Raw genomic sequence first — 25,578 nt, forward strand, 5'->3', positions numbered from 1 at the left:
AGCTTGATACTGATATAAAAATAGCGCACTCATCATGCGCTATTTTTTTATCTATTAATGATTGAATATAGAATTAACTTTCTGGAGCTTCGTCTATTGTAACTTTAATTGTTTGAGTTATTCCTTTGCGAATAATATCAACATCGACCTCCGTTCCCGGGCGAAGCTCTGTGACAATGTCAGTGACATTCTGGCGGTTAATTACACTCTCACCATTTATACTTGTAATGATATCTTGTGAAACAATCCCACTCTTTTCTGCGGGACTATTTGGTGCAACGCCTAATACTAAGATACCGTTGATGTTATCAGCATTCATAAGGCGAGCCATTGCTGGGTTAATATCTCGGCCATCAACGCCAATGTAACCACGGATAACTTGTCCGTCAGCGATTAAGCGGCGCATGATTTTATCGGCGAGATCGTAAGGAATAGCAAAAGAAATTCCATACGTTTCTAATTCTGTAGCCTGCTGGAAAGAGGCGGTATTGATACCCACTAATTCACCACGAGTATTAACTAAAGCACCACCAGAATTACCACGGTTAATTGCTGCATCAGTTTGAATTAACCCTTGTGTCCCATCAGCACTTAAAGCCGCGCGGCCTGTTGCTGAAATAATGCCAAAAGTGGTGGTTTGTCCCAAATTGTAAGGGTTGCCAATCGCTAATACCACATCACCAATATCTGCTTGATAATTTGGATTTAAAGGGATCACAGGGAGATTAGTATCCTTTATCTGTAGTACAGCAAGATCAGTACGTTTGTCTTTTCCGACCAATTGAGAGTTAAATAACCGCCCATCTTGAAGAGCGACAATGACTTGGTCAGCATCGGCAACGACGTGGTAATTTGTGATGATATATCCTTTGTCACTAACGATAACGCCAGAACCAAGACCTTCGGTATCTAATCGTAGGCGGTCTTTATCATTGTATTTACGGCTATAGATATTCACAACGGCAGGAGCGGCTCGGCGAACCGCATAATTAAATGAGATCTGATTATTGATCTGCTGAGAGCCTTGGATAGTTTGATTTTGTTCTGTAGTAATAGAAGAGCGCAGATTAGGGAATGCAAATAGCAGAACGGCAGCGGTCGCTGTTCCGATAATAGCTGAGCGCAATAAGAATGAAAGCATTGCCTTCCTAACCTTTAAATGAATAAAACAATAGTTAGTTAGGATAACATTGAACGTAAATAAAAAGTAGAGATTGAAAATCAGCACTCATAGGATTAAAGCTTTGATGAGTGCTGATTGTAAGGTTATGCGATTTTTTCTTCTTTATTCGCACTCATATCACTTAGTGGTTCATCCTTTAACAAGCCTGAAGCGCCATTAGCGTAATCTTTTGGCTGGCTATCAATTTCTTCTTTAATGTGAGCTACTTTTTTATTCAGTTCTGGTGAAAGAGTCATTTCATCTAAACGAGCAGAGAAAGGGTTATCTTGCTCAGGTAGATTTGGCAAGAGTTCTTTTGAAGTCGATGCCATATGGTCGTACATTTTATTAAAGTCTTTTGCTAATGCTTCTAGCATGGTAGCACTGGTTGCAAAATGGTCGACCAACTCTTGTCGGTATTGCTCTAGCTCGTATTTTGATTTTTCTAAGTCTTGTTTCAATGTCTTTTGGTGTTTTATACCAGGCACTGTAACGCGAGAAATTAGAAAACCAATTATAATTCCAATAGCTAGGCCAATTAAGGCATAGGTCCAAGCCATGAAGTGCTCCTTATCATTTAAGTAGAGTGAGTCGGCATAAGTGTGAGTCAGCCCACTCATCGGGTATATTGAGATCATGCTACTATGAAGAGAGTCAATCAACAAAAGAAAAGATTAAAACTGATGACACCATTAGAAAAATATCAGCTCGACCTACAACAGAATGGATTTCATCAAGACAGTGCTCAATTAAATGCGGTTGAGCACCTTGATGCATTATATCGACGCTTATCTACTCGAAAAGTTCCTCAGCCAGAAGTGAAAAAATCATGGCGCACTTTTTTTAAGAAAACGACGCCTGAAAAGCTAACCCCAGAAAAAGGTCTGTATTTTTGGGGCGGGGTAGGGCGAGGTAAAACGTATTTAGTTGATACTTTTTATGATGCATTGCCAACAGAGCGAAAGATGCGAGTGCATTTCCATCGTTTTATGCAGCGCGTTCATGATGAGTTAGGGGAATTGCAACAGCAGGCTGATCCTCTATTAATTGTGGCGGACAAATTTAAACAAGAAACGGACATTATCTGTTTTGATGAGTTTTTTGTCTCTGACATTACCGATGCGATGATTTTAGCTACGTTATTAGAGGCTTTATTTGAGAGAGGGATCGCATTGGTGGCAACATCAAATATCCTACCTCAAGATTTGTATCGTAACGGTTTACAGCGTGCGCGTTTCCTCCCTGCTATTGCCCTTATAGAAGAGCATTGTGACATTGTAAATGTGGATAGCGGTATTGATTATCGCTTAAGAACATTAGAGCAGGCAGAGATATTTCATTTTCCATTAGATGATAAAGCAGAGCAGAATATGAAAACATATTTTGAAAAGCTCACGTCTGAAAGTGAATATCAGCCGATGGTTATTGAAATTAACCATCGTCAATTACAGGTAAAAGCAGAGGGTGATGGGGTTGTTCATTTTGAATTCTCTGCATTATGTGAGAGTGCACGGAGTCAGCATGACTATATAGAGTTGTCTCGTTTGTACCATACCGTATTACTTTCTAATGTTAAGGTGATGGGGGAATTGAATGATGATGCAGCTCGTCGTTTTATTGCCATGGTTGATGAATTTTATGAGCGAAACGTCAAATTAATTATATCCGCAGAGGTGGATTTAGCCTGTATTTATGAAAAAGGACGTTTAACGTTTGAATTTAAACGTTGTCAGTCTCGGTTGATTGAAATGCAAAGCCATGAATACCTAGCAAAAGAACATTTATCCTAATCATTCTCCCCTTGTTTTTATAATTTAAGGGGGTTATTTGATGTGATGAGGTTCAAAATTCATTTTTTTTATCTTTTTTCCCTAATATGTGAAATATCTTCAAAAAAAAGGTGATTTTTTCTTCACGCTTCACTATAATCCTCCGACCCACCGTTACTGTACTGGCTTAATAGCCAAGAGTGCCAACCACTCGAAGGGGTGATGACTGGGCTCGAAAATATACAGTGGGAGCTAAAGCTCCTAATCAGTGAATTTATTTTAAAACGGGTATCATTAGCATGAAAACTTTCGTTGCTAAACCAGCCGCTGTAAAGCGTGACTGGTATGTTGTAGACGCTGAAGGTAAAACTCTTGGTCGTATCGCAACTGAAATCGCATCTCGCCTACGTGGCAAGCATAAAGCAGAATACACTCCTCACGTAGATACTGGTGATTACATCATCGTTATCAACGCAGAGAAAGTACGCGTAACTGGTAACAAAGCAGCTGGCAAGATCTACTACCGCCACTCAGAGTTCCCAGGCGGACTAAAATCTATTTCTTTCGAGAAACTGATCGTTCGTAAACCTGAAATGGTTATTGAATTAGCTGTTAAAGGTATGCTTCCACGTGGTCCTCTTGGTCGTGCTATGTACCGTAAACTTAAAGTTTACGCTGGCGCTGAGCATAACCACACTGCTCAACAACCACAAGTACTAGACATTTAACCGAGGATCATTGCAATGGCAGAGAATCAATACTACGGCACTGGTCGCCGTAAAAGTTCAGCAGCTCGTGTTTTTATCAAACCGGGTACTGGCAACATCGTAATCAACAAGCGTAGCCTTGACGTTTACTTTGGTCGTCCAACAGCACGTATGGTTGTTAACCAACCTCTAGAGCTAGTTGAAATGACTGATAAACTAGACCTATACATCACTGTTTCTGGTGGTGGTATTTCTGGTCAAGCTGGTGCGATCCGTCACGGTATCACACGCGCTCTTATGCAATTCGATGAAACATTACGTCCTGCACTACGTGCTGCTGGCTATGTTACGCGTGACGCTCGTTGCGTTGAGCGTAAGAAAGTTGGTCTACGTAAAGCTCGTAAGAAACCACAATTCTCTAAGCGTTAATATTACGCTTACCAAGTGGCTTTGGTTTCAAAGTCATTTTGGTTATTGTGGAAAAAGCTCAGCATTTATGCTGGGCTTTTTTTGTTTTTGTGATATCGCATACTCTTCATCGCTTGAATTTCCTTGTCTTTTCTTATCCTTTCTCTTCACTCGCTTTAAAAAGCATATCTAGCTCACAAATGTTGCAAAAAAGTAGCTTTATCTTGTCAAAAAGTAAGGATTTCTTTATCATTTATGGGTTAAAACGACAGCGTTAAAAATATGAACAAATTCTTTAGCTTTATTTAGAGTTTGAGGTATCAATACTCTGTTGTATCACACCTTAAAGTTAGCCGTAGCTCGAAAATGTATGGACATAATAAAAACTATATCAAAGAGCACATGGGAGAAAGTTGGATGAGCAATGCGCCAGTGAGTAATGGTCGACGTCGTTTCTTAACCGCAACAACGGCAGTTGTTGGCGGACTAGGGGCAGCAGCGGTGGCCGTACCTTTTATTAAATCTTGGAACCCGAGTGCAAGAGCGAAAGCCGCGGGTGCTCCAGTTGAAGTCGATATCAGTAAGCTTGAAGATGGACAGATGGTTCGTGTTGAGTGGCGAGGTAAGCCTGTATGGGTTGTACGTCGTTCAGAGGCACTTCTGCAATCGTTAACTGAAATTGATGGTCAACTACGAGATCCTTCTTCAGGGGAAGAGCAACAACCGAACTATGCTCAAAATGCATACCGTTCAATTAAGCCTGAGATATTTTTAGCCGTTGGGATTTGTACCCACCTTGGTTGTTCACCTACCTATTTACCTGACAGTTTTAGTGAGCAAGTTGAAGGGGTTAATTCTGGTTTCTTTTGTCCGTGTCATGGTTCTAAATTTGATATGGCTGGTCGAGTATTCCAAGGCGTACCTGCACCACTAAACCTTGTTGTTCCTAAACATATGTACCTTAGTGATACTCGTATCCTTGTTGGGGTTGATGAAGGAGGGGAAGCCTAATGCAACCATTACTTGATTGGGTAGAAAAACGTCTACCTGTAATGAATGCTTATAAAAAGCATTTATCAGAATATCCAATGCCGAAAAACTTTAACTTTTGGTATTTTTTTGGCTCACTAGCAATGTTGGTTTTAGTTAATCAACTAATTACGGGTATTTGGCTAACGATGAACTACGTTCCTTCAGGCGAGGGTGCGTTTGCTTCTGTTGAGTACATTATGCGTGATGTCGATTACGGTTGGTTGTTGCGCTATATGCACTCCACTGGTGCGTCAGCGTTCTTTGTTGTCGTTTATCTGCATATGTATCGTGGTTTGATTTATGGGTCATACCAGAAACCTCGCGAGCTTCTATGGCTGTTTGGTATGTTGATTTTCCTAGTGTTAATGGCTGAAGCTTTCATGGGGTATTTATTACCATGGGGCCAAATGTCTTACTGGGGGGCTCAAGTTATCATTTCACTGTTTGGTGCAATACCGGTTATAGGTGATGACTTAACACTGTGGATCCGTGGAGATTATGTCATTTCCGGTGCGACGCTAAACCGTTTCTTTGCTCTGCATGTTATTGCTTTACCTATTGTATTGTTGCTATTGGTTGTACTGCATGTACTGGCCTTACATGAAGTTGGGTCAAATAACCCTGATGGTATTGAAACTAAATTACCAAAAGGAAAAGATGACAAGGGCGATCATACAACCCAGTTTAAATTTCACGAATATTACACTAAGAAATATAACATCATTGATTCTGTTCCTTTCCACCCGTATGGGACGGTAAAAGACATGATCGGTGTGGCTGGTTTCTTATTCTTCTTCTGTTATGTGTTGTTCTTTAATCCAGAAATGGGCGGCTACTTCCTTGAAGGGCCTAACTTTGAAGCGGCAAATCCACTGAAAACACCAGAGCATATTGCCCCTGTTTGGTATTTCACGCCATTCTATGCCATTTTGCGTGCGGTACCTGATAAGTTAATCGGTGTTGCAGCAATGGGAGCATCGATTGTTGTTCTGTTTCTTCTACCATGGTTAGATCGTTGCAAAGTACGCTCATATCGCTATCGCAGTAAGTTACATCTATTGAATATTGCACAATTCACTATTAGCTTTATTGCTCTTGGTATTTTAGGTGCATTACCAGCAACGGCGTTGTATACGTTACTGGCGCAAATATTCAGCTTAACTTACTTTATGTTTTTTGTTCTTCTGTTTGTTTACAGTAAAAATGAAGTGACAAAACCATTACCAGAAAGGGTGACATTCAAATGAGAAAGTTGATTTTAGTGCTTTTTGTTTTGTTGCCATCAATGGCAATGGCTGCTGGGGCTAGCGTTCCATTAGATAAAGCAAATAATGATATACGTGACCAAGCATCGCTGCAAAATGGTGCGAAGCTATTTATGAACTATTGTGCAGGTTGTCACTCAACTCAGTACCAACGTTATGGTCGAGTAGCAGAAGATTTAGGCATCCCTGTTGATTTAATGATGGATAACCTTGTTTTTGATCCGAACGCTAAAATTGGCGATTTGATGGAGAATGCAATTCCTGAAAAACAAGCTGCGAACTGGTTTGGTGCTCCGCCACCAGATCTAACTCTTGTTGCACGTGTTCGTGGAACGGATTGGTTGTATACGTATTTACGTACATTCTATGCTGATCCAACGCGCCCATTTGGTGTAAATAATATGGTGTTCCCAAGTGTTGGTATGCCTCATGTATTTCAAGAGCTACAAGGCGTAACTACTCCTATTTATGAAACAACCATCATTGATGGTGTTGAACATAAAATAGTAGTGGGTGTGGAGTCTGATGGTACTGGTGAACTTAGTACGGGTGAATACAACGTGGCAGTTCGTGATTTAGTTAACTTTTTAGAGTATTCAGGTGATCCGGTACAACTTGAGCGTCACCGTTTAGGTTGGTGGGTTATGGGCTTTTTAGTGATATTTGCCTTTGTTTGTTACCTGCTTAAGAAAGAATATTGGCGTGATGTCCACTAATCGTGATATTCTAGATCGTTAATTGTACGCAATGGAGGCTTGGCCTCCATTGTTTTTGTGTCACTACTATTTTAGATTGAATGGTAGCTGACAAGCACCAACAATATGGTGCTTTTTGCTCCTAGATAAATACCGGAGGGCTCAATGGCTGTTGCTGCCAACAAACGCTCAGTAATGACGCTTTTTTCAGACGCTTCTGACATGTACAGTCATCAAGTACGCATTGTACTTGCTGAGAAGGGTGTAAGTGTTGAAGTTGAATTGGTTGAACCATCTAACTTGCCTGCAGAACTTGTAGAATTAAACCCTTACAAAACGGTACCAACGCTAGTTGACCGTGAGCTTGCTCTATACAATTCAAACATCATTATGGAATATTTAGATGAGCGTTTTCCTCATCCTCCATTGATGCCTGTTTACCCTGTCGCTCGTGGTAATAGTCGTCTAATGATGCACCGCGTCGAAACTAACTGGTACTCATTAGCAAAAATTATTGAGTCTGGTTCTTTTGATGAATCTGAAGCTGCTCGTGCAAAACTGCGTAACGACTTACTAATGTTAGGTCCAATTTTTGCTGAATACACTTACTTCATGAGTGATGAGTTTAGCCTAGTTGACTGTTATTTAGCTCCGCTGCTATGGCGTTTGCCATCAATGGGAATTGAATTATCAGGCCCAGGTGCTAAAGAACTTAAAATTTATATGACTCGTGTATTTGAACGTGATTCATTCCTAGCTTCGTTAACAGAAGCTGAACGTGAACTGCGTCTAACAAACTAATGGATATTAGTTCAATGATGCCGCGTCGCCCATATTTATTACGAGCATTTTATGAATGGATCGTTGATAACGAACTAACACCACATCTTGTTGTTGATGCAACTATGAATGGTGTTCGAGTACCTGAAGACTTTGTTCAAGATGGTCAAATCGTTTTAAACGTGGCGCCACATTCTGTTGGTAATTTAGAAATGGGTAATGAAGCGGTAACATTTAATGCCCGTTTTGGTGGTCGACCACATTCGCTTATTCTTCCTCTATATGCGATTCAAGCTATCTATGCGCGTGAAAACGGCGCTGGAACTATGTTTGAACCAGAAGAGGCTTATGAGTTGACTGCGGACGATGGGGTGTTTGAAGAGACACTTTCTTCTGTATCTGAAGATGAAACATCATCAGATGATAAGCCTGAGCCACCACGACCAACAGGTCGACCAAGTTTACGAGTAGTTAAGTAGTTTATACTATTTACATCCAGCATAATAAAAAAGCCTGCATATCATTGCAGGCTTTTTTTTAAATAGAAATCATAGAAATAAGGTTATTTTTCTACATTGCCACCTTGGCCGTACTCAAAGGCCTTAATCACTTCTTTAACGCCTTTAATATTGCGTGCGACTTCTGCGGCTATATTACCTTGCTCTTTTGTGACAAAACCAACAAGGAATACTTCTTGTGCTTCAGTGAACACACTGATCTTTATCCCATTTAACTCTGGTTTAGCAAGCAATGTAGACTTCACTTTTGTGGTGATCCAGCTATCGTTATTAATTTGAGAGAAGGTTAATAAAGGACGAATTTGAATTTGGTTATAAACGGTATTTATACCGCTCATATTTTTAATTTGTTGTTCAAATTTTTGATTGAGTTGTGCATCTTTTGCTTGCCCCATTAGTAATATTTTACCGTTGTAAGTAACAGCATTTACACGCATGTTATATTGATAAGGCGCTTTATTGACTAGGCCTGTTGCTTCTAAAGATAGATTCTTATCTGACAACTGCTCTTTCATTGAACGGTTATCTGTCACAACAGAGGCGGTTGTTGCTGCACCAGCAATGAACAAACCAGCACAGCCTTGCAATAAAATGGCAGAAAGTAAAAGAGCACTTAGTTTTACTAATTTCATCGTATTACTCTGAATGTTGTGGGAACAGTACTTGATCAACAAGATCACAAATACAGTGCAGGGTTAAAAGGTGAACCTCTTGAATGCGGGCAACACGATGAGATGGAATTCTAATTTCAACATCAGACTCACCTAATAGGCCAGCCATAACGCCACCATCCATTCCCGTTAAAGCAATGATGGTCATATCTCTACTCACTGCTGCTTCCATTGCCTTTAAAATATCTTGGCTATTACCACTTGTTGAGATGGCAAGTAAAATATCCCCAGGTTGACCTAGAGCTCTCACTTGTTTAGAGAAAATTTCATCATAATTATAGTCATTGGCAATCGCTGTCAGAGTTGAAGTGTCAGCCGTTAAAGCCATGGCTGGTAAGCTAGGACGCTCCGTTTCAAAACGATTTAATAGACAGGATGCAAATTGTTGAGCGTTAGATGCAGAGCCACCATTACCGCAGGATAAAATTTTATTCCCTTTTAATAAGGTAGAAACCATCGCTTGAGAAGCATGCATAATGTGGTCAGGAAGCGCTTCAGCTGCTGCTATCTGGATTTGAATACTTTCAGTAAAGCTTTCTTTAATATGTTCTAGCATTGTTTACCCTTCAACAATTGCGTTTTTGATCCAGTTGATTTCCTTACCTTGGGAGTGGATAGCAACTACATCAAATCTAAAAGATGTATGTTCAACAGAGAGCCCATTTTTCATGAGCCAAAAGAGAGCGGTTCGCTGTAATTTGCGCTGTTTCTGCCATGTTACCATTTCTTGCGCGGAACCGTAATTTGAAGTGGCGCGATATTTTACTTCGACAAAAACAAAGCTATCTCGATCTCGCATGATGAGATCGAGTTCGCCTGTTTTTGAATAGAAATTACGATCAATGAATATGAGTTGATGTTGTTCTAAATAGCGTTGAGCCATCAACTCATAATATTCCCCTTTTGCTCGCTTATTCTGCTTTTTCTCCATGAATAGACCAACTCATTTGTCGTTGAATAACGCATTCTTGGTTAATACTCAACTCACCGGTTTTACCTTGCATATGATAATCATCTGAGGCTTTCATTTGTGGTAATTCGGCAATCAATTGGTAAGCATCCATCCCTAATGCGTGAAGTCGAGTTTCGCCATTGCTGCTTTTTGGCCAAAGCTCATCATATTGTGCTTTAAACTTATTGTCTTCATTGATTAATAGTGGAATATCACTGAATTCAATACCATGAATTTCGACCAATTTAGTTTGGCGACCACTATTACTACGTGAACTCGCGTACAATTTTGGTACGGTAATTCCTGGATTAATTGCGACATCAATGAAAGGTTTTAAGAGCACCAATTCACTGCTTCTTGCAACCATGTAAACCGAATCAATATCACGACGACTACGAGGTTGAGATTCTAGTTCAATTTTTGTTAGGGCATTCATTTGATAAATACGGGCTTGGCTGCTTTCAAGGCCAAACACACTGTTCACTCTCTGTTGTAATTGTGATTTTTTACCAAAGTAACTGATCGATGGTTTCTTGGCTGTTAATTGATACCATTTGTCACTAAATGCTTGGCTAAGACGTTCGCCCATCGTTCCTTGTGGAGCTAAGAACAGTGGGTGCTTATGTCCTAATTTAAAGAGGTGGATAGCGGCTTGTTCAGCTTCTTGTTCTGGGGAAAGAGTGAAATAACAGCTGTTTTTGTCAGCATCAATAACACTTGGGATATTTAGTGCTAACTGAGGGATTTCAGATTCATTTAATGATTGAAATTCTTCAATTTTACTGCGTAGAAGTGGCCCAACAACAAATTGGATATCTTCTTGGTTTAATGTGGCGATAATTTCAGACATTGGTGTCGCTTCTGTATCAATGACTTTAAATTTGGTAAATTCGCCACGTTCTTTATCTTCCATCATGGCATTAATAAAGCCATCTCGGACAAGTATTGCTTGAGCACCAAATCGCCCCGTAAGCGGCAGCAGCAGTGCGACATTATCAGGGCGTACAATTTCCAGCGCAAGAATGTCAATGATTACTTGAGGCGTATAAATCGTTGCTGGATGGCTTGGATTTGCTTGTAGCCATTCATTTAGTGTTTCTTGAAGGCGAGCGGGAGAATGTTTTAACGCATCTAAATAAGTCGCTAGTTGTACCCAACCATGTAAATTGGTTTCATTCTCATCTAACTTAACATCTTGCAAATTTGAGCTATTTAATGAAGACACATTTGTCCACACTTGAGCCCAAAGCTGTTCTTTTTGATCGTTAAGCGTGAAGGTGTCTAATTCAATTAATTCACGAGCAGAGTTAAGATTATCCCCTCTGAATAAGTAAAGTTCATGACGTAGTTTATGGTATTGAACCCATTGGCTGTCTTCTAGCTTCCACCATGTTTGAAAGTTGAGTACTTGAAGTGCCTCTTCATACTTATTTTGTGTTTTTAGCATACTTGCATGGCTTAATTGCATTTCAGCGGTTTGAGCAGAAGAGAGTTGCATGCTCGCTAAGCGTATTAATAGCTTATTTGCTAAATCTCCATTCTGTTCTTGCACAGCAGCTTTTAATGCCATGATCAGGAAATCAGCTTGAAGTGTGCCTTGTTGTTGGTCTGCTTTTAAAATATAAGCACTGCTGGTTTCTGATGGTGATAGTGTAATATCAAGATGATCAGGCGCTTTGGGTGAGTTCGAGCATGCTGCTAATGTCAGTGCTAAGGCTACAGGAGCTATCAGGCGTGTTACACTGTTCTTTCTAAGGGTCATATTTGCCATGGGTAATATACTGGTCCTACTTAAAAGGGCTGTTTTACTATGGATGCTAATCACCCGAACAGCTAAAATATTATTTTGATTATAGTGGTGTCTATCTATGTTCCCTATATTAATCGCAGAAGAGATAGTAAACAAATGACAGAACACAATTTATCTGTGGTAGAGACTGCAACTTTGTACATTGTTCCTACCCCAATCGGTAATTTAGGCGACATAACGCAACGTGCTTTAGAGGTGTTAAAATCCGTTGACTTAATTGCTGCTGAAGATACTCGACATACAGGCAAGTTATTGTCTCATTTTGGTATTTCTAGTCAAACATTTGCATTACATGATCATAACGAACAGCATAAAGCAGACTTGTTGATCAGTAAATTACAACAAGGTAAATCTATTGCGCTTGTCTCAGATGCTGGAACGCCGTTAATTAGTGACCCAGGGTATCATTTAGTGAATCGTTGTCGTCAAGCTAACGTCAATGTTGTGCCATTACCTGGTGCTTGTGCGGTAATTACTGCGTTGTCAGCAGCAGGCTTACCTTCTGACCGCTTTAGCTTCGAGGGTTTTCTGCCGCCAAAAAGTAAAGGGCGTCGTGATAAATTTGAAGAAATTGCACAAGCAGAACGTACGTGTATTTTTTATGAATCACCACACCGAATTATGGATTCATTAGACGATATGTTAACGGTTCTTGGTGCAGAACGACAAGTTGTTCTTGCTCGTGAATTAACTAAAACTTATGAAACCATTCATGGAGCGCCACTTGGTGAGTTGATTGAGTGGATAAAAGAAGACTCAAATCGTAAACGTGGAGAGATGGTATTATTGATCCATGGCTTTAGAAGTGAAGCAAAAGATGAACTACCATTTGAAGCGACACGTTCGGTTTCTATTCTTGTAAAAGAACTTCCGCTCAAAAAAGCAGCGGCAATGGCGGCTGAAATTCATGGTGTGAAGAAAAATGCCCTATATAAATGGGGTTTAGAGCATTTAGACTAAGAGAATTGAAAAAAGGGGTGGTAACTTATTACTGACTCTTATATTATTCGCTTCAGGAGCTGACTCGGTAATCGCTGCTTCATTGATGTCCTTCGGGAGACTGATGGAGGGGAGGAAAGTCCGGGCTCCATAGAGCAGGGTGCCAGGTAACGCCTGGGGGGCGCAAGCCCACGACAAGTGCAGCAGAGAGAAAACCGCCGATGGCTTAATCTTCTTTTATTCTTCGGGATAGGAAGTAAGCACAGGTAAGGGTGAAAGGGTGCGGTAAGAGCGCACCGGGCGTCTAGTAATAGTGCGTTGCAAGGTAAACTCCACCCGGAGCAAGATCAAATAGGCCCTCACATAGCATTGCTCGTGTTTGGGGGCGGGTAGATTGCTTGAGCCTGTGAGCGATTGCAGGCCTAGACGAATGGTTACCACCGCGCAAGCGGGACAGAACCCGGCTTATATGTCGGCTCCTAACTTAGCCCACCATAGTACTATTTCGGTAGTGTTATGGTGGGCTTTGTGCTTTCTGCAACATTGGTTTAGAATTATCATTAATTTGACACACATCCCTGTATTTTTAGTTTACAATTTATACTAAAATTCAGTCGCTTATTCTCATAATTACGGTAGTAAATACTCACTATGTCTGAACAATTTCAACACGTATCTGTACTTCTTAATGAATCTATTGATGGCTTAGCTATTAAACCTGATGGTATCTACATTGATGGTACTTTTGGTCGTGGTGGTCACAGCCGTCAAATTTTATCGCGATTAGGTGAAAATGGACGTTTGTACAGTATTGACCGTGATCCACAAGCGATTGCTGAAGCGAAAACCATTACTGACCCACGCTTTACTATTATTCATGGTCCTTTTTCAGGATTAAAAGGGTACGTTGAAGAGCTTGGTCTGGTTGGACAAATTGATGGTGTATTATTAGATTTAGGTGTGTCATCTCCGCAATTAGATGATGCCGATCGTGGTTTCAGCTTTATGAAAGACGGTCCTTTAGATATGCGAATGGATCCAACCTCTGGAATGCCCGTTTCTCAATGGTTGCAAGATGCAGATGTTGAAGACATTACTTGGGTTATCCGTGAGTTTGGTGAAGATAAACATGCATGGCGTATTGCAAAGGGCATTGTTGCTTATCGTGAAAATGAAGAAAATGAGCCATTAACGCGTACCGGTCAATTAGCTAAGTTAATTTCTGATGTGGCTCCAAAGAATTTTAAAGAGAAAAAACACCCAGCAACTCGAGCTTTCCAAGCTTTCCGTATTTACATTAATAGTGAATTGGATGAGATTGATACTGCATTGAATGGTGCATTAGATGTATTTGCTGAAGGAGGCCGTTTATCGGTGATCAGTTTCCATTCGCTAGAAGATCGCATGGTTAAGCACTTTATCCGTAAAGAAAGCCGAGGCCCACAAGTTCCTCACGGTCTGCCACTAACAGAAGCCCAAATTAGTGCGTTAGGCAGTGCTAAAATGAAAGCGGTTGGTAAAGCAATTAAACCGACTGATAATGAAGTTGATGTGAATGTTCGTTCACGCAGTTCTGTTTTGCGTATTGCTGAGCGCTTATGAGTCAAGATACCTCTCCACCATCTAATTTAATAAAAATGATTGGCCTAGATCTTTTTAATGTAGGTCGGCTTCATACTATTTTGTTATTTTGTGTTTTTTTTAGCGCCATCGGGGTGGTGCTAGCAACCCATAGCACCCGTCAAATGGCGGTTAAGCGAGAAAATCTGTTGCTTGAAAAGGACATATTAGATGGTGAGTGGCGTAATTTGATTCTAGAAGAGAGCGCATTAGCTGAGCACAGTCGAGTTCAGTCTCGTTCTGTTCAAGAGTTAAATATGGAACGCCCAGCACCAGATAAAGAAGTCATAATTAAACTACGATGAAACTACCAAATAGAAAAAAAAATAATAAACGCATAACCAAAGCGCCGCCGACTCTCATTCAGTGGCGCTTTGGCGTTATTGTTTTCTTCGTTTTTCTCGCATTAGCGATTTTGATAGCACGAGCGGCTTATATTCAAGTTATTGAACCTGATAATTTGATTAAACAAGGTGATATGCGTTCAATCCGAGTTAAATCTCTTCCTTCTGCTCGTGGCATTATCTCTGATCGTAATAATGAACAGCTTGCGGTTAGTGTTCCTGTGGATGCCGTTTGGGCCGATCCTGTTGCCATTTATAAGGCTGGCGGTCTAGTTGAAGTTGATCGCTGGTATGCGCTTGCTGATGTGTTAGGACTAAAACGAAAAGAATTATTAACTAAGATAGAGAAGAACAAAAAACGTCGTTTTATTTACCTTCAACGTCAAATATCTCCAGCGGTTGCTGCCTATATTCGTAAATTAAAATTAGCCGGAATTGGCTTAAAAGCAGAATCACGTCGTTATTACCCAAGTGGTGAGATCAGTGCGCATGTTATTGGTGTAACAGGTATTGATAGCCATGGTTTGGAAGGGGTAGAGCGCAGTTATGATGGCTGGTTAACGGGAGAGCCGGGTCGTAGAACCGTACGTAAAGATCGTTATGGTCGCGTGGTTGAAAATATTTCTCTAAAAGAGAAGCAAGAAGGTAAACCATTAACTCTAAGTATTGATCAGCGTTTACAAGCGATAGCTTATCGCGCAATTAAACAAGCTGTATCTGACTTTAGAGCCATGTCTGGCTCAGTTATTATGATCGATATTAAAACGGGTGAAGTACTTGCAATGGTTAATGCACCATCTTACAACCCGAATAATCGTGAACAGTTACAAAGCTTTAGAATGCGTAACCGTGTAATTACCGATACATTAGAACCAGGCTCTACGGTAAAACCTTTTGTCGTGTTAGCCGCTTTAGATGGCGGAACAGCGAACTTAGATACGGTCATTGATACTGGCAATGGCATCATGCGTATTGGCGGTAGTCGTGTGCGTGATAGCTCGAAAGTAGGTAAAGCTGATCTAACAACCATCTTGAAGAAATCAAGTAACATCGGTGTAGCACATTTAGCGTTAGGAATGCCTTTGCAAGAGTTGCTAGCTGAGTATGCGGCTGTTGGCCTTGCTGATCCATCAGGCTTAAACCTCATTGGGGAGGCCACGGGTATTTTCCCTGATCGCCGTCGTTGGTCTGATTTTGAAATTGCGACGTTAGCGTTTGGCTATGGTCTTTCTGTTACGCCAATTCAGTTAGCACACGCTTATGCAACGTTAGGGGCTTATGGCGAATATAGACCGCTTTCAATTTTGAAAACGACTGGGCCAACGCCGGGTAAGCAAGTGGTTAACCGTCAACATGCGAAAGCCGTATTAGAGATGATGGAAACCGTAACTCAACCAGGTGGTACAGCAACAAGAGCTGCTGTACCTGGTTATCGAGTTGCTGCCAAAACAGGTACTTCACGAAAAGCCGTTCGTGGTGGCTACAGTGATGAATATATAACGGTGACAGCGGGTGTCGCACCAGTAAGCAACCCTAGAATCGCACTCGTCACTATCGTAAACCAACCGCAAGGCGATGAGTATTATGCTGGTCAAGTTGCGGCACCGATCTTTGGTCAAGTGATGAAAGATGCGCTACAAATTTTGAATGTAGCGCCAGACGAAAGTACCGTAAAACATATCGATGTATTGAATTAGGAAAATGATGATGCAGTTATCTGAATTACTGTTGCCTTGGTGCGAGTTAAATCAATCGGTGGCAATTTCATCTATGACATTGGACAGCCGTCAAGTTTCTCCAGGCTGTTTATTCGTTGCAATCAAAGGCCATGCAGTTGATGGTCGTCTATTTATGTCATCGGCTATTGAGCAAGGCGCTGTGGCGATTCTCGCCGACGCTGATGGAGAGAACATTGCAGGTACGGTAAAGATTATTGATCACACTATCGTTGTTTATTTTAATTCTCTTTCTATGCACCTAAGTGCAATTGCAGGGCGTTTTTATCAAGCCGATAAACGAAAAATGCAATTAGTGGGGATTACCGGTACTAATGGTAAAACGACGATCTCTCAGATCATTGCTCAATGGGCGACCTTATTAGGACAACCTGCCGCCGTAATGGGGACCACAGGTAACGGATTATTATCAGATTTGAAACCTGCGGTGAACACGACGGGCAGTCCAATTGAAATACAACAAACACTGACAGAGCTTGAGAATATCGAAGCTAAACTGACGGCATTAGAAGTGTCGTCTCACGGTTTGGTTCAAGGGCGTGTTAATGCGCTATCTTTTGATGCTGCCGTATTTACGAACTTAAGCCGTGACCATCTTGATTACCATGGTGATATGGAAAATTATGCTGAAGCTAAAAAGTTACTTTTTACTTCTCATTGCCCAAAACATTCAATCATCAATGCGGATGATCAAGTCGGTTGCCAATGGCTAAAAGAGATGCCTCATGCCGTCGCTGTTTCTTTAAATGAAGAAAGCGTCTATTTTCACTCTGGTAAGAAGGTATTTGCGACATCGGTTGTTTATTCAACCGAAGGTATTCAACTTTCTATTTCTTCTGATTGGGGAGATGTTGCTTTTTCAGTGCCTTTAATTGGAGCATTTAACGCAAGCAATATTCTCGTTGCTTTCGCAACACTTCTTTCTCTTGGTTATGACATTCAAGCCTTAGCTCAAACAGCCTCTCAGTTGAATGCGGTCATTGGTAGAATGGAGTTGTTTACTGCAGATAATAGAGCCAAAGTGGTTGTCGATTATGCGCATACACCTGATGCTTTAGATAAAGCATTGCAAGCATTACGAGTTCATTGTGAAGGGAAACTTTGGTGTATTTTCGGTTGCGGTGGCGATAGAGATACGGGCAAACGACCAATGATGGCAAGTATTGCTGAGCAACAAGCGGATATGGTCATTCTAAGTGATGATAACCCTCGCTCAGAAGATCCAAGTTTAATTACTAATGATATGTTAGCAGGGGTAAAAACACCAGAATTAGCACATGTTATTCATGACCGTTTTGAAGCCTGTCAGTTCGCACTTTCTCAAGCGGATGAAAAGGATATTATTTTACTCGCAGGCAAAGGACATGAAGATTATCAAGTGCTCGCTAATGAGACTATCCATTACTCCGATCGTGAAACAGCTCAGCAATTATTAGGATTATAATCATGATGTTAATGTCATTAAATGAGATTGCTCAAGCGTGTCAGGGGAACTTAATTGGCTCTGATACCACCATTTTAAGTGTGTCTACTGACAGCCGAAATATGGCAGAAAAAGGGCTGTTTGTTGCACTTATTGGTGAGCGTTTCGATGCTCATTCTTTTATTTCTGTTGCTCAAGAACAAGGCGCCGTTGCGCTATTAGTTTCGCGTGAAGTTGACTCTCTATTACCTCAAGTCGTCGTTGATGATACTGAAAAAGCATTAGGCTTATTAGGAAAATACGTTCATCAGCAGTGCAATACATTTACACTGGCGCTAACAGGAAGTTGTGGAAAAACAACCGTAAAAGAGATGTTAGCCTCTATCTTGAAGCTCTCAGGAGAAGTCGTAGCGACGGCGGGTAATTTTAATAATGAGATTGGTGTTCCACTAACCTTATTGCGCTCTCAACCAAGTAATGATTTTGCTGTTATTGAATTAGGAGCTAATCATCAAAATGAAATAGCCTATACCACGCAGCTTGTTCAACCGAATATAGCATTGGTTAATAATATCGCGGCGGCACATCTAGAAGGTTTTGGATCGATAGAAGGGGTAGCCAAAGCAAAAGGTGAGATCTTTGAAGGGCTAAAAGAGAACGGTACGGCTATTTATAATCTAGATAGTAATGGCTTACCTAATTGGAACGCTTTATTTGATGGTAAAACGGTATTTAGTTTTTCTCAAGATAATCACCAAGCAGATTTTTATGCCAGTAGTATAGAGGTGAATGAGCTAGGAGAACCGTCATTCAACTTAAATACTCCAATTGGCAGTGTCAGTGTTTCTTTAGCAATTATTGGAAAACATAATGTTGCCAATGCCGTTGCCGCTGCAGCATTAGCAATTCAAGCAAAATGTACATTAGATGATATTCAGCAAGGTTTACAAGCGCTAGGAAATGTTAAAGGCAGAGTCGCCGTTGAGATCTTACCGTCAGGACTTAAAGTGATTGATGATACATACAATGCCAGTGTTCCAGCGATGAAAGCGGCAGTGGATTTATTAGGTGGATTTAGCGGCAATCGTTGGCTTATTTTGGGGAATATGGCAGAGCTTGGTGAAGAAAGCCTTGCACTTCATCGTGAAGTTGGGGAATATGCTGCCCCATATCAATTTGAGCAAGTACTTACTTTTGGTGATGACACTAAGGTAATTAGTGAGTTATGTGAGGGGCGTCACTTTAAGTCTCGTGATGCATTAAATAGCTATGTACTGCAACAATTACAATTAATTAAACATAATGAGGTTACCGTGTTAGTAAAAGGTGCCAATAGTTCACGTATGAGCGAAGTGGTTTCTGCTCTTAAGGAGTGTCAGTAATGATCATCTGGTTATCAAACTTTCTAGAGCAATATTTCCCGTTTTTTCGTTTATTTGAATACCTTAGCTTCCGAGCTATTTTAAGTATTATCACGGCATTATCTATTTCATTATGGATGGGACCGAAACTCATCCGATGGTTACAGAACCTGCAAATTGGTCAAGTGGTTCGTGATGATGGACCAGAGTCTCATTTCAGTAAACGTGGTACGCCAACAATGGGCGGTATCATGATTTTAACCGCCATTTCGGTAACGGTTTTCTTATGGGCAGATCTTACCAACCCTTATGTATGGGCGGTTATGTTTGTGTTATTAGGCTATGGCGCTGTCGGTTTTGTTGATGATTATCGCAAAGTGGTACGTAAAAATACCGATGGGCTTATCGCTCGTTGGAAATATTTTTGGCAATCTGCAATCGCGCTTGTGGTTGCTTTTGCATTGTATGCTTATGGTAAAGATACCACGGCAACTCAGCTTGTTGTTCCTTTCTTTAAGGACATCATGCCACAGCTTGGCTTAACTTATATCCTACTAACCTACTTTGTTATTGTCGGAACAAGTAATGCGGTTAACTTAACCGATGGTCTTGATGGCTTAGCGATTATGCCTACGGTATTTGTTGCAGCAGGCTTTGCCTTTATTGCATGGGCAACGGGTAATGTACAGTTTGCGAATTACTTACACATTCCACACATTCCACAAGCAAGTGAATTAGTGGTTGTTTGTGCCGCAATCGTTGGTGCTGGTTTTGGTTTCCTATGGTTTAACACTTACCCAGCACAAGTATTTATGGGCGATGTAGGTTCGTTAGCACTAGGTGGCGCATTAGGTACGATTGCTGTTCTTGTTCGTCAAGAGTTCTTATTAGTTATTATGGGTGGTGTCTTTGTTGTTGAAACCTTATCGGTAATTCTTCAAGTAGGATCATATAAACTACGTGGTCAGCGTATTTTCCGTATGGCCCCAATACATCACCATTACGAACTGAAAGGATGGCCAGAGCCACGTGTTATTGTACGTTTCTGGATTATCTCTATGTTATTGGTTCTTATTGCATTAGCGACATTGAAGGTACGTTAATATGACAGGTTTTGGTGGTGTTAAAAATGTTGTCGTTGTTGGCTTAGGTATGACAGGTCTATCTGTTGTTAAGCACCTACTACGACAGCCTGAAGCGTTAACAATAAAGGTTATTGATACTCGTGATACACCGCCAGGCCAAGAGCAATTGCCTGAACAGGTTGAGTTACACGCCGGTGGTTGGCAGCAAGAGTGGCTTTTAGAAGCCGATCTTATTGTCGCTAACCCTGGTATCGCACTTGCCTCACCACCATTACAACCTGCGATAGAGCAAGGCACGCGTGTGGTTGGTGATATTGAGTTGTTCGCTTGGGCGGTTACGGCACCAGTGATTGCCATTACGGGCTCAAATGGTAAAAGTACCGTCACAGATTTAACCGGTGAAATGGCGAATGCTGCCGGTGTTAAAACGGCAGTGGGTGGTAACATTGGTTTTGCTGCTCTGGATCTTTTAGAGCAAGACGCCGATCTTTATGTTCTAGAGTTATCCAGTTTTCAACTCGAAACGACTTCATCATTAAAACTAAAAGCGGCAGCATTCTTAAATCTATCTGAAGATCATATGGATAGATATCAAGGAATGGCCGATTATCGTCAAGCTAAGTTACGTATTTTTGATCACGCAGAAGTGTGTATTGTGAATCGTGATGACAGAGCGACCTATCCAGATGCACCAGATAAAACCGTTAAAAGCGTTGGCTTTGATCAAGGTGATTATGGTTGTATCGACGTAAATAAAACCCATTACTTAGCAAAAGGTTCAACAAAAATTCTTGCAACCAATGAATTGGGTTTAGTGGGTAAGCACAATATAGCCAATAGCTTAGTTGCGATTGCTTTATTGGATGCGGTTGGAATTAATCTTGATTTAACCCTAGAAACATTAATAACTTACAATGGATTGACACATCGATGCCAAGTTGTCGCTGATAATCAAGATATTCGCTGGGTCAATGACTCTAAAGCAACGAATGTGGCAAGTACATTAGCCGCATTGTCTGGTTTGAAAATTGATGGCAAATTACATCTGTTGGTTGGTGGTGTTGGTAAGGGGGCTGATTTTTCAGAGCTAGCACCAGCATTAAAAGCATTAAATGTAATGATGTATTGCTTTGGGGAAGATGGAAATCAATTCATTCCGTTAGATCCTCGTTCTTGTTTATGTAACACAATGGATGAAGCAATTGAAACACTATTTCCTACGTTAAAAACTGGTGACATGGTGATGTTATCTCCAGCATGTGCGAGTTTTGATCAGTACGCAAATTTTATGGCTAGAGGTGACGCGTTCACTCAACTAGCAAAACAGTATTCAACTGAGAGTTAATTTTGATAATTGATCGTATTAAACAATGGACGTCTCCTGTTCAAGAGTGGTGTTTAACCCCGTCACCTAAAGTGATGTTTGATCGTCAGTTGATTTGGATTGCTCTTGCTTTGATGTTGACCGGCCTTGTTATGGTCGGCTCTGCGTCATTCCCTATTAGTACTCGCTTAACAGGTCAGCCATTTCATTTTATGATGCGACATATGTTATTTGTATGTTTGGCGTTGGGTGCATCATCAATAGTATTACGGATTAAATTAGATGACTGGTTGAAGTACAGTAGTCACCTATTATTGATTTCTTTTTTGTTATTGGCTGCTGTTTTAGTGGTGGGTAAATCTGTTAATGGTGCAGCACGTTGGTTGCCATTAGGGATCTTTAACTTACAACCTGCAGAGGTTGCTAAACTCTCTTTATTTGTCTTTATTTCTGGTTATCTTGTTCGTCGCCATGGTGAGGTGAGAGACAGTTTTAAAGGATTTGTAAAACCGTTAGTTGTTCTGATAGGCCTTGCTTTTTTCTTACTGCTACAGCCTGATCTAGGGACAACCATCGTAATGTTTGTTACCACTATCGGTATGCTATTTATTGCAGGCGCTAAGTTGTGGCAATTTATAGCATTAGTGATGAGTGGTATCTCATTAGTTATCGTACTGATCGTGGCAGAACCTTATCGTATGCGTCGTGTCACTTCCTTCTTAGACCCATGGCAAGACCCGTTTGGCAGTGGTTATCAGCTAACTCAATCGCTAATGGCATTTGGTCGAGGCAGCTGGTTTGGTGAGGGACTAGGTAATTCAATTCAAAAGTTAGAGTATCTGCCAGAAGCTCATACCGATTTTGTATTTGCGGTAGTAGCTGAAGAGTTAGGATTTATTGGTGTAACTCTCGTCCTTGCGTTGATTTTTTCTTTAGTGTTAAAAGCACTGCTTATTGGACGTACGTGTCTACAATACGATCAGCGTTTTGGTGGTTTTTTAGCTTTTGGTATCGGCATTTGGTTTGCGTTTCAAACGTTAGTTAATGTTGGTGCGGCTGCGGGTATTGTACCAACGAAAGGATTAACGTTACCTCTTATCAGTTACGGTGGTTCCAGTTTAATCATTATGTCAGTAGCAGTATCCCTGCTTATTCGTATTGATCATGAATGTCGTGTCTTTTTAGAAAACGAGCCTCCACGGAGCGAAAATGAAGAACAAAAATAAACGTTTATTAGTGATGGCTGGTGGTACTGGCGGTCATGTATTTCCTGGGTTAGCAGTAGCAAAACAGCTACAAAGTGAAGGGTGGGAAATTCGTTGGTTAGGTACAGAAGATAGAATGGAAGCGGATTTAGTACCCAAACATGGTATTGAAATAGATTTTATCAAAGTAAAAGGCTTACGCGGCCAAGGTTTTAAAAAGTTGCTTGCTGCACCATTTCAAATATTAGGTGCGATTTCTCAAGCTAAAAAGCATATCAAAGCATGGCAGCCTGATGTTGTACTTGGTATGGGTGGCTACGTAAGTGGCCCTGGTGGTATTGCTGCTTGGTTATCTGGTATCCCGGTTGTATTGCATGAACAAAATGCGGTTGCTGGCTTAACTAATCAATGGTTATCTAAAATTGCTAAACGTGTATTTCAAGCATTTCCGGGTGCTTTTCCAAATGCGGACGTCGTTGGTAACCCAGTAAGGGAAGATGTATGCCAATTGCCTCACCCAAGCGAACGATTTGCTGAACGTAGTGGCCCTATTCGTGTATTAATCATGGGGGGCAGTCAAGGTGCCCGTATTCTTAATACGACATTGCCAGAAGCATTGCCAAAACTGAATCACGCTGTTGAAATTTGGCATCAAGCAGGTAAAGGCAATCAAGAAACGGTTCATCAAGCATATTGTGATAATGGAATGACAGACGCGAACGTAACAGAGTTTATTGATGATGTTGCTGCGGCTTATGCATGGGCTGATTTATTGGTATGCCGTTCAGGTGCGCTAACGGTATCTGAAGTTTCAGCTGCTGGTGTTGGCTCTGTATTTATTCCCTTTATGCACAAAGATCGTCAACAAGCATTAAATGCGGATCACCTTGTACAGTGTGGCGCAGCGCAAATGATTGAACAACAAGATTTAACAGTTCAGGGTTTGGTTGATACACTGAATGGTTTAGAGCGAAAAGAATTATTAGAAATGGCATGTAATGCTCGTAAGGCAGCCATTATTGATGCTGATATACGTGTTGCCAGTGCGATTAAAGACCTCGCAAAATAGAAGAATTGAGATTTAGAATGATAAAAGATCAGAAACTGCAATTAGCTGAAATTAGAACCATGATCCCAGAAATGCGCCGTGTAGAATGCATTCATTTTGTTGGTATTGGTGGCGCAGGCATGAGTGGTATTGCCGAAGTACTTTTAAACGAAGGCTATAACATCAGTGGTTCAGATATGGCTGAAAATACAGTCACTGTTCGTTTAGCTCAAAAAGGCGCAACGATCTTTTTTGGTCATCAGGCAAGCAATGTAGAAAAAGCCAGCGTTGTGGTGGTATCTACCGCGATTGATCCAATGAATCCTGAAATTGTCGCTGCGAAAGAAAACCGTATTCCAGTTATCCGCCGTGCAGAAATGTTGGCCGAGTTGATGCGTTACCGTCATGGTATTGCAGTTGCAGGAACTCACGGTAAAACAACGACTACAGCACTAACGACTCAAATCTACTCAGAAGCAGGTTTGGATCCAACGTTTGTTAATGGTGGTTTGGTTAAAAATGCAGGTACAAATGCACGTTTAGGCTCTAGTCGTTTTCTTATTGCAGAAGCTGATGAAAGTGATGCTTCATTTTTGCACCTTCAACCAATGGTTAGTATTGTTACTAATATCGAAGCTGACCACATGGATACCTATGGCGGTGACTTTGAAGTATTAAAACAAACGTTTATTGATTTTCTTCACAATCTACCATTTTATGGTCAAGCGGTAATGTGTATTGATGATGATGTGGTAAGAGAGTTATTACCTCGAGTCAGTCGTCAGGTTATTACGTATGGTTTTGCAGAAGATGCGGATGTTCGTTTAGTTAACTATCGTCAAGTAGCTCAGCAAAGCTTCTTCACAGTACAAAGAAAAGATCGTACTGATTTAGATATTGTTCTTAATATCCCAGGAAAGCATAACGCCTTGAATGCAACTGCTGCGATTGCAGTGGCAACAGAGGAGGAGGTAGAAGATGAAGCTATTCTATCTGCACTGTTGAATTTTGAAGGCGCAGGTCGTCGTTTTGACCAATTAGGTGAATTTGAAACGGGTAATGGTTCTGCAATGTTGGTGGATGATTATGGTCATCATCCAACCGAAGTTGATGTAACGATAAAAGCAGCTCGTGCAGGTTGGGCTGATAAGCGTTTAGTTATGATCTTCCAACCGCATCGTTATAGTCGAACTCGTGACTTATATGATGACTTTGCCAATGTTCTGGATAATGTAGACGTGCTTATCATGCTTGATGTGTACTCTGCGGGTGAAACGCCAATTGTAGGTGCCGATGGGCGAGCATTATGCCGAACTATTCGTGGTCGTGGAAAAATTGATCCTATTTTTGTGCCAAATATAGAAGCATTACCACCAGTATTGGCTAATATTCTTCAAGAAGGTGATTTAGTCCTGACACAAGGGGCTGGTGACGTTGGTAAACTAGCAAAACAGTTAGCTTCATTAGAGTTAAATATTGAAACAATGAAAACATTAGGATAATAATTGTTTAATTAGTTAGAACTTCTAATAAAAACACGAATAATGAGATAGAATCCTCATTGTATTAATAATATCCTATCAGAAACTAGGATAGGTTTTTTTCAACCTATCGTTATTAGATGAATTTATTTTAATGCCATTAAATAGCGGTCATTTTATTTAATATAAAAGTGATGGCGATATTTTTGGCTCGATTGTGAAAATAATATGATTAAGACGGTC

25 protein-coding genes and 1 other RNA gene are annotated in these 25,578 nt (G+C 40.8%); 20 read left to right on the top strand and 6 right to left on the bottom strand.

The features are described from left to right. Nucleotides 1–73: 73 nt before the first annotated feature. Both degS and zapG read right to left on the bottom strand, forming a co-directional pair. Nucleotides 74–1,141, bottom strand: coding sequence for an outer membrane-stress sensor serine endopeptidase DegS (gene degS / locus PVK62_RS05210; RefSeq protein WP_274442470.1), 1,068 nt, complete (start codon nucleotides 1,139–1,141; stop codon nucleotides 74–76). Nucleotides 1,142–1,266: 125 nt separating this feature from the next. After that, the gene (gene zapG / locus PVK62_RS05215; protein WP_274442471.1) at nucleotides 1,267–1,722 is read right to left on the bottom strand and encodes a Z-ring associated protein ZapG; all 456 of its coding nucleotides are present in this window, start codon (nucleotides 1,720–1,722) and stop codon (nucleotides 1,267–1,269) included. Nucleotides 1,723–1,845: 123 nt separating this feature from the next. Here zapG and zapE point away from each other — a divergent pair, with 123 nt between their 5' ends. The 8 genes from zapE to sspB all read left to right on the top strand — a co-directional run bounded on the left by zapE (nucleotide 1,846) and on the right by sspB (nucleotide 8,297). Beyond that, nucleotides 1,846–2,952, top strand: coding sequence for a cell division protein ZapE (gene zapE, locus PVK62_RS05220; protein ID WP_274442472.1), 1,107 nt, complete (start codon nucleotides 1,846–1,848; stop codon nucleotides 2,950–2,952). A gap of 278 nt (nucleotides 2,953–3,230) precedes the next feature. Continuing rightward, a complete protein-coding gene (gene rplM / locus PVK62_RS05225) occupies nucleotides 3,231–3,659 on the top strand; it encodes a 50S ribosomal protein L13 (RefSeq protein ID WP_122033687.1) in 429 nt (142 codons plus the stop codon). Between the two features lie 15 nt (nucleotides 3,660–3,674). Then, a complete protein-coding gene (gene rpsI / locus PVK62_RS05230; protein WP_274442473.1) occupies nucleotides 3,675–4,067 on the top strand; it encodes a 30S ribosomal protein S9 in 393 nt (130 codons plus the stop codon). A 396-nt stretch (nucleotides 4,068–4,463) separates the two neighbouring features. Next, nucleotides 4,464–5,057, top strand: a complete 594-nt coding sequence (gene petA, locus PVK62_RS05235) for a ubiquinol-cytochrome c reductase iron-sulfur subunit (RefSeq protein WP_122033850.1) — start codon at nucleotides 4,464–4,466, stop codon at nucleotides 5,055–5,057. Next, nucleotides 5,057–6,325, top strand: a complete 1,269-nt coding sequence (locus PVK62_RS05240; RefSeq protein WP_274442474.1) for a cytochrome b — start codon at nucleotides 5,057–5,059, stop codon at nucleotides 6,323–6,325. Before petA ends, PVK62_RS05240 begins: the two co-directional genes overlap by 1 nt. Further along, nucleotides 6,322–7,059: a cytochrome c1 gene (locus PVK62_RS05245; protein ID WP_274442475.1), complete on the top strand. Its 738-nt coding sequence runs from the start codon at nucleotides 6,322–6,324 to the stop codon at nucleotides 7,057–7,059. Before PVK62_RS05240 ends, PVK62_RS05245 begins: the two co-directional genes overlap by 4 nt. A gap of 144 nt (nucleotides 7,060–7,203) precedes the next feature. Next, nucleotides 7,204–7,839 (top strand): stringent starvation protein SspA, encoded by a 636-nt coding sequence (sspA, locus tag PVK62_RS05250; protein WP_274442476.1) that lies wholly within the window; start codon nucleotides 7,204–7,206, stop codon nucleotides 7,837–7,839. Next, on the top strand, nucleotides 7,839–8,297 hold the full coding sequence (gene sspB / locus PVK62_RS05255) for a ClpXP protease specificity-enhancing factor (RefSeq protein WP_274442477.1): 459 nt from the start codon (nucleotides 7,839–7,841) through the stop codon (nucleotides 8,295–8,297). The genes sspA and sspB overlap by 1 nt, the downstream gene beginning before the upstream one ends. Nucleotides 8,298–8,380: 83 nt before the next feature. On the opposite strand, the gene PVK62_RS05260 is transcribed toward sspB, so the two are convergent. From PVK62_RS05260 to PVK62_RS05275, 4 genes are read right to left on the bottom strand one after another with little or no spacing between them, the layout of a single operon-like run. After that, entirely contained in the window at nucleotides 8,381–8,968 is a 588-nt protein-coding gene (locus PVK62_RS05260) for a BON domain-containing protein (RefSeq protein WP_274442478.1), read from the bottom strand. 4 nt (nucleotides 8,969–8,972) lie between these two features. Continuing rightward, a complete protein-coding gene (locus PVK62_RS05265; RefSeq protein WP_122033680.1) occupies nucleotides 8,973–9,563 on the bottom strand; it encodes a phosphoheptose isomerase in 591 nt (196 codons plus the stop codon). A 3-nt stretch (nucleotides 9,564–9,566) separates the two neighbouring features. After that, nucleotides 9,567–9,938: a YraN family protein gene (locus PVK62_RS05270; protein WP_274442479.1), complete on the bottom strand. Its 372-nt coding sequence runs from the start codon at nucleotides 9,936–9,938 to the stop codon at nucleotides 9,567–9,569. Continuing rightward, nucleotides 9,919–11,730 carry a penicillin-binding protein activator gene (locus tag PVK62_RS05275; protein WP_274442480.1) on the bottom strand — a complete coding sequence of 604 codons (1,812 nt, stop codon included), beginning with the start codon at nucleotides 11,728–11,730 and terminating at the stop codon, nucleotides 9,919–9,921. Before PVK62_RS05275 ends, PVK62_RS05270 begins: the two co-directional genes overlap by 20 nt. A 135-nt stretch (nucleotides 11,731–11,865) precedes the next feature. On the opposite strand from PVK62_RS05275, the gene rsmI reads away from it, so the two are divergent. The 12 genes from rsmI to murC all read left to right on the top strand — a co-directional run bounded on the left by rsmI (nucleotide 11,866) and on the right by murC (nucleotide 25,356). Continuing rightward, nucleotides 11,866–12,729, top strand: coding sequence for a 16S rRNA (cytidine(1402)-2'-O)-methyltransferase (gene rsmI, locus PVK62_RS05280; protein WP_274442481.1), 864 nt, complete (start codon nucleotides 11,866–11,868; stop codon nucleotides 12,727–12,729). 55 nt (nucleotides 12,730–12,784) lie between these two features. Then, nucleotides 12,785–13,192: RNase P RNA component class A (rnpB, locus tag PVK62_RS05285), an RNA gene on the top strand. Nucleotides 13,193–13,359: 167 nt separating this feature from the next. After that, a complete protein-coding gene (rsmH, locus tag PVK62_RS05290) occupies nucleotides 13,360–14,310 on the top strand; it encodes a 16S rRNA (cytosine(1402)-N(4))-methyltransferase RsmH (RefSeq protein WP_122033676.1) in 951 nt (316 codons plus the stop codon). Beyond that, complete coding sequence (gene ftsL, locus PVK62_RS05295; RefSeq protein ID WP_274442482.1) at nucleotides 14,307–14,633, top strand: cell division protein FtsL; 327 nt, start codon at nucleotides 14,307–14,309, stop codon at nucleotides 14,631–14,633. The genes rsmH and ftsL overlap by 4 nt, the downstream gene beginning before the upstream one ends. Further along, entirely contained in the window at nucleotides 14,630–16,369 is a 1,740-nt protein-coding gene (locus PVK62_RS05300) for a penicillin-binding transpeptidase domain-containing protein (RefSeq protein ID WP_274442483.1), read from the top strand. Before ftsL ends, PVK62_RS05300 begins: the two co-directional genes overlap by 4 nt. A gap of 7 nt (nucleotides 16,370–16,376) precedes the next feature. Continuing rightward, entirely contained in the window at nucleotides 16,377–17,852 is a 1,476-nt protein-coding gene (murE, locus tag PVK62_RS05305; RefSeq protein WP_274442484.1) for a UDP-N-acetylmuramoyl-L-alanyl-D-glutamate--2,6-diaminopimelate ligase, read from the top strand. A 2-nt stretch (nucleotides 17,853–17,854) separates the two neighbouring features. Then, the gene (locus tag PVK62_RS05310) at nucleotides 17,855–19,213 is read left to right on the top strand and encodes a UDP-N-acetylmuramoyl-tripeptide--D-alanyl-D-alanine ligase (RefSeq protein ID WP_274442485.1); all 1,359 of its coding nucleotides are present in this window, start codon (nucleotides 17,855–17,857) and stop codon (nucleotides 19,211–19,213) included. Next, complete coding sequence (gene mraY, locus PVK62_RS05315) at nucleotides 19,213–20,295, top strand: phospho-N-acetylmuramoyl-pentapeptide-transferase (protein WP_274442486.1); 1,083 nt, start codon at nucleotides 19,213–19,215, stop codon at nucleotides 20,293–20,295. The genes PVK62_RS05310 and mraY overlap by 1 nt, the downstream gene beginning before the upstream one ends. 1 nt (nucleotide 20,296) lies before the next feature. After that, nucleotides 20,297–21,622 (top strand): UDP-N-acetylmuramoyl-L-alanine--D-glutamate ligase, encoded by a 1,326-nt coding sequence (gene murD / locus PVK62_RS05320; protein WP_274442487.1) that lies wholly within the window; start codon nucleotides 20,297–20,299, stop codon nucleotides 21,620–21,622. A gap of 2 nt (nucleotides 21,623–21,624) precedes the next feature. Beyond that, nucleotides 21,625–22,827, top strand: a complete 1,203-nt coding sequence (gene ftsW, locus PVK62_RS05325) for a cell division protein FtsW (RefSeq protein WP_274442488.1) — start codon at nucleotides 21,625–21,627, stop codon at nucleotides 22,825–22,827. Beyond that, on the top strand, nucleotides 22,811–23,875 hold the full coding sequence (gene murG, locus PVK62_RS05330) for an undecaprenyldiphospho-muramoylpentapeptide beta-N-acetylglucosaminyltransferase (protein ID WP_274442489.1): 1,065 nt from the start codon (nucleotides 22,811–22,813) through the stop codon (nucleotides 23,873–23,875). The genes ftsW and murG overlap by 17 nt, the downstream gene beginning before the upstream one ends. 17 nt (nucleotides 23,876–23,892) lie before the next feature. Beyond that, nucleotides 23,893–25,356 carry a UDP-N-acetylmuramate--L-alanine ligase gene (gene murC, locus PVK62_RS05335; protein ID WP_274442490.1) on the top strand — a complete coding sequence of 488 codons (1,464 nt, stop codon included), beginning with the start codon at nucleotides 23,893–23,895 and terminating at the stop codon, nucleotides 25,354–25,356. Nucleotides 25,357–25,578: the final 222 nt, after the last annotated feature.

Source organism: Aliivibrio sp. S3MY1 (genome assembly GCF_028765575.1).
Classification (GTDB): Bacteria; Pseudomonadota; Gammaproteobacteria; order Enterobacterales; family Vibrionaceae; genus Aliivibrio.